Here is a 5,369-nt window from a genome sequence, read left to right as displayed (position 1 = left end):
GCGACCTCGACCTGGCGACGGGCCTGCTGGTGCTGGTCCTCGCGCCGGAGTGCTACCTGCCGCTGCGCGCGGCCGGCGCAGCGCACCACGCCAGCAAGCGAGAGCTTCGTGTTCGGGCAGGTCATCTTGGATTCGTGGCTGCTGGGGTTTCGGATGGCGGCATAACAGCCTTCAGCGAACGACCGGACGCCGCGGTGCATACTGCTGAAGGTTTTCGACCTGTCGTCGGGGTGGACGCGGAGCCTGGGTTTGTCCGGCTTCGGTGGGGCTTCGCTGAATACGTCGGTGAATAGGGGTGCTTCGCTGATGTCTCGACGCTGGCTCTTGTTCTGCGTTTCTGCGTTGAGCTTGAGGCCCGGACCACCCGACCCCACTGGGGCAGCCGGATAGCTGCGATGTCTCGGCCCACATCATCGAACACCTCGTACCACCTTCTTGATCAGGTGGCGTGAGGTCTATCGATCAACTTTCGACGAGACGATTATCCCTGTCGGCGTGTCTCCCGTTAGTCCGGTCAATAGTTCTCAGCGGCACGGTCCTGGTCGCGCTTGGCCTGCGGGTCGCGGTCGAGAGCCGCTAGAGCACGACACACCGACGTTTCGCCTTCTCGAAGGGCATTCGTCCTCCGAAGCGCCGATGTGCATCCGGCATCTTCGCTCGCCGGGCCGGGTGTCCAAAAAGGATCTTTGAGCAGCCGCCTAATCATTGTGCGTGGCGCATGCTGGTCATACCTTCGATGGGCGAACTGTCCAGCTCGTCACGTTGGCGGAATCGGTGGCGCCTTTTTCCGGCAGGAGGTGGAGTCCACACTCGCCATGGACCAGTCGATGCGGCCGTCCGTGTCGGCGTCGGCCAGGACCGCCGCGAAGACCTTGTCCCACGTTCCGTCCGCCGACCAGCTTCTGTGCCGCTCGTACACGGTCTTCCAATTGCCGAACTGCGCAGGCCAATCCTGGCGCGGCCCCGGTGCGCTGACGAAACAAGATTCCGTTGATTACTCTGCGATGGCTTGCCCAACGCCCGCCCCACTGCACGGACTTCGGTAGAAGCGCTGCAGCCGCGGCCATACACCGTTCGTGAGATCTCCCCGTAGTTTCGCCTTTATTCGTCGGCGCCTACTAAGCGGGCTACTGACACGCGGAAGTGGAAATCCGTCGTCGCTCCCCGCACGTCCACCAGCCAGGTGTCGGTGCCAATCTGGAAGATGCGCCTGCCGTTTTTAAACCTCGGATTCTCCGGCCGGTGCTTCTCGGCCGTCTCGAAAGCCCGCCGCAGGGCTTCGTCGCGGTCCCCGCAAGGCAGTGCGCTAGTGAGCACCCAACGGCGTCTATCCCCGCTGCTAACCGTCTCCTCGACGAGCACATGCCACTCAGTACGCTGCGACTGCTCCAGCCCAGCATTCTGGCGGGTTCCGCCCCAACGATCCTCTGTCACCTGCGCGAGCCTAGTTCTCCGACCAGTGCCACAAGGATAGATCCAGCAAACCTGGCGTTCGAGCAAGGAAACCCGCAGCGGCAAAAGCGCCGATGTTCCGGTCGTGATCGGTGACGTTTCAAGTCCGTGTCCCATGCGGCCTTGCACTCCACCCATGTGACGCCCCCCGAATCGGAGACTCGTCTCCACATTGGCGACGCTAGCGCTGACCCCGATCGGGTGCGGCTGCTCTGTGCATTCTTCCCCCAGGATGGCTCGTACAGTGAGCGAACCGTAGTGCTCGGAGGCCAGGGCTACGGCAGCCCCTCCTCCGATGGCTGGACGGCCGTCGCGAGCGACGAGTCCGGGTAGGGCGAGTCCGCCAATACTTGGCGGGAACCGCTTGCCAACGCCGACGTTGACAAGGATCATGGCGGCATGACTGAACGAAAGGTTGACCCGGCCACCATCCGGTGAGCGCGGCGCATGAGCCGGGAGTCATCGTGCCCGGCAGCAGGTCTTTTGACGCACTGTCCTTCCCGGCACGGATGCGTGCGCTGTCCGCGTACGGTCGTCGGCTGTCTTACGCCGAATACGTGTCCGTCCACGCACGTCTGGACTCAGGCGATTCATACGAACGACACCTCGGTCTCCATTTGGCTGTCGTGCGTCGTGATCTAGCGACCCTCGAACGCGCGGTGGCCGATCCGGTCCTGCGGCGACGCGCACTCGCTGCCGCGATCAGGCTTCCGGTCTCCGATGATGCGTTGGCCGCGCTGGTCCGCGGTGGGGGTCGGCTGGATCGGCTGGCTGTGTACGGCGTCCTGCGGCGATCCCGTCGCCGCGTTCTCGCGGACCTACTTGCAAGCGAAGTCCACGAACGGTACGGGCGCGGAGAGCTCGCGGAGCTGCTGCCAGCCTGTTCGCCGGACGTGGTCGCTCGTTGGCTGGCCACGTCCGGCGCCAGTGCAGGCTCGCTGCACCGCCTCGCCCGCACCGCACCCGCCGCCGTAGCGGAGTTCGTGGTGTCCGAGGCTGCCGGCAAGCAGGGCCGGGAACGTGCGACGTGGCTGCGTGGTCATCGCGACCTGCTCGCGGTCCTGGCCACCAGGCAACCGCGGTCGGTGGCCAAGGTGTTGCGTGAGCAGCCACGGGGTGCTCACGCTTTCGCCTCGGACCCCCGGATCTTCTCCGCGCTGTTCTCCGAACCGGACGAGCTGCTCGAGGCCGCCCCCCGCTGGTTGAGATCGCGCGTCTACCACGGTATGCCGCTGAGCGCCCAGAGCCGGGCCTCGATCGCGGCCATGGGCGCGGACCGGGTAGCAGCACTGCTGCGGCTGTTGGGGCCCGGTCCTGTCCGCGCGTCGGTGCTGGGCGCTGTGCCGCGTGAGCAGCGGCGGCGAGTGGTCGACCTCGCCTACCCCGCCGAGCAGTTGGGAACGGACCTGACCGCCGACGAACTCGCGTCGTTGCCCGCTGCCGACAGGGCCGAGCTGGGGCATCGCGTTCTCGCCGACGGCGAGTTCGGCCGGGGCTGGCGGCAACTGGCGATCACGGCGGTCCTGCCCTACGACCAGGCCGCCCCGACGCTGCTGGAAGCCACGGCCAGCCATCGCTACCAGGAACGGCGCGCCGCGTGGGAGGCACTGCTGTCCTGCGCCGTGCGCGAGCGCGACCCGGAGGTGTTCGTCGCGGCGCTGCGTGCGGCAAGGCGTGCCTGGCACGACCAGGACCTGATCCGCGCCGCCGCACTTCGCCCGGTCGCCGCGGCACCGGCGCGCCTGCTTTCGGCGGTCCCGGTTTCGGTGTTCCGAGAGGTCGTGCACGCGGCGACCGGTTCCCGCGACACCACTCGGGAAACCTTCGCACTGATCTCCCGGTGGTTGGCCCGTTCCCTGACCAGCGCGCTGGCGCGCGGCATCCCAGACCGGGTGAACGACCTGCAAGCACTGCTGGCCCGACTGCACGCCGACCCCCGATCGGCAGGCGGGAGCTTGCCGACCCGCGGGCTGCCCGCCAGCGCCGGTCCCGGCTTGTGGGCGGGCCTGCGCGACCGCGCCCTTCGGGACGCGCGCCACGGGCGGTTCTCGCTCGCCCTGCGGGCAGGCGAACTCCTCGCAACGGTCATGCATTCCGTTCCGGAGCTCGACCGGCTCGTCGGCGACATCGCCCGCACGGCAGACGATCCCGCTGACGCCGCGGCCGCAGCGCGGGTGTGGACTGCCTCTCCCGCGACCCGGGACGAACGGGTCGGGGAACTGGTCGCGCACAACCCGGATCTCGGCAGAGTCGACGCGCTTTGGCAGGTCGTGACTACCCGCAGGACCGACTTGCTCGATCGGCTGCTGGACTCCGGCGAACCGCTGCCCGCCCTGCCCGCTGGCAGGCGCGGCCGGTGGACGCCGCAACAGCGCGCCGCTTTCGAGGCACACGCCGCCGCAGTGGCCGGTGACGAGGAGACCGCCCTGCGAGAACGGGAATCGGCAGTCAGAACGATCAGCGACCCCGACACGTTGACATCGATCGCTGACAGCGCTCCTCCTCCGGTGGCCGCGGCCGCGCTGTCAGCTCTGAGTGCCGCAGCACCACAACACGCACTCCCCGCTCTGTTGCGCCATGCAGGTGCACCAGCGGGTCCGGTGGCCCGCGCCGCGGTGCGCTCCCTCGGCGAAGCGCTCGACGTGCTGCCCGAGTACGCAGCGCACGAGGCGCTGTTGCCGATCCTCACGCGCGCCTCGGTCGGAGCAGCGAAGGAAGCGGCTCGCTTGCTGGGCGAGCACCGTCCTGCTGGGGCTGTCGACGCGCTGGCTGATGCCTGGGCCAATCCCGCGCTGCATCACGACATCCGCGCTGCCGTGGCGACCGCGTTGCTTGGGTTCCTCGACGAGGACGCGCGAGTGCCGGGAATGCTGGGCGAAGCGGTTCGCGGCGAAGCAGCCGTGCGGGCCGCCGTCTTCAAGGCCGCACCGGGCCGACTCGCCCCCGGCCAGCGGCCCGGTTTCGCACGTGTGCTGGCCGGTGCCCTCACCAGCGAGGGCACCGACTCCCCACTCGACCTGATCAACGCGTACGCCGAGTGGTGGCCCCACGCCCCGGACGCGATCGACCAGTTGCCCCGCCTGGCAAACGCCAGTGCGCCGCAGGATGTGTGCCAGGTCGTCTCCCGCCTTCTCCTGGGGCACCCAAGCACGCTCGCCACCGTCGTGGACGGTTTGGTCCTGGACATCACCACCGGAGATGCGGACCTCTCCGTCGTCGCATGGCACCGGCTGGCGGAGTTGGCGTCCTCTGGCGCGCACAGCGGCTACTTCGACACCACTGCGGAGGTCGACACCACCGCATCCCGGGTCCTCTTCGACGGGTGCCGCGCAGCCGGAATGCACGCCGCGGGCGTGCCGCTGCTGCGAAAGCTGGCCGAGCAGACCCTTTCCGGACCGCCCGACCTCGCCATCTGGGACGAACTCGTCAACGCCATCGACGAACGACCACACCGCTGGCAAGCCCCCACCAACTACGGGATGCCAACGCAGCACCGAAAACCCGACACCGTCGCGGCAGTCACCGACCACCTGTCCCAACAGGACGGATCAGTAGCCGGGCTGCTCGCGGTCCAGCTCGTCACGACGACCACTGGCCAAACAGGATGGACCACCACCTGGACCCAACGGCTCGTGGATTTGCGGAACCATCCCAGCACCGATGTCCGGGAAGCCGCGTGGTCAGCGCGCATGAGCCGCTAGACCACACCTTCATACCCCTGATGACCCCGAACTTTTGGCTCTTGTGAGTCATGTGTGGGTGCGGTCGGGTAGTTCGGGGCGGTAGCCGCCCAGGGCGAGCAGTGCCAGGGAGATGAGTGCGTCGGGGCGTTTGAATCCGAAGGCCATGCGGGTGAGCAGACGGATTTTGGTGTTGGTGGACTCGATCAAAGCGTTGGACAGTCCGTGCTCGAGGCT

General features: G+C 67.8%; 3 protein-coding genes and 1 pseudogene. 1 reads left to right on the top strand and 3 read right to left on the bottom strand.

What is annotated here, in order from left to right; genetic code table 11:
- A partial coding sequence (locus AB0I53_RS49190; protein ID WP_358618051.1) for a TIGR02391 family protein occupies positions 1-374 on the bottom strand: 374 nt, incomplete at its 3' end.
- A gap of 413 nt (positions 375-787) precedes the next feature.
- A pseudogene (locus AB0I53_RS49185) lies at positions 788-1,105 on the bottom strand (transposase); the annotation flags it as partial.
- 973 nt (positions 1,106-2,078) lie between these two features.
- Between AB0I53_RS49185 and AB0I53_RS49180 the strand changes: the two are divergent.
- Complete coding sequence (locus tag AB0I53_RS49180; RefSeq protein ID WP_358618048.1) at positions 2,079-5,153, top strand: hypothetical protein; 3,075 nt, start codon at positions 2,079-2,081, stop codon at positions 5,151-5,153.
- 48 nt (positions 5,154-5,201) lie between these two features.
- Here AB0I53_RS49180 and AB0I53_RS49175 read toward each other — a convergent pair.
- A partial coding sequence (locus AB0I53_RS49175; protein WP_358618054.1) for a transposase occupies positions 5,202-5,369 on the bottom strand: 168 nt, incomplete at its 5' end.

Source organism: Saccharopolyspora sp. NPDC050389 (genome assembly GCF_040655595.1).
Lineage (GTDB): Bacteria > Actinomycetota > Actinomycetes > Mycobacteriales > Pseudonocardiaceae > Saccharopolyspora.
The sequence above is the reverse complement of the archived record's forward strand: the minus strand, read 5'-3'. Positions and strand labels throughout refer to the sequence as shown.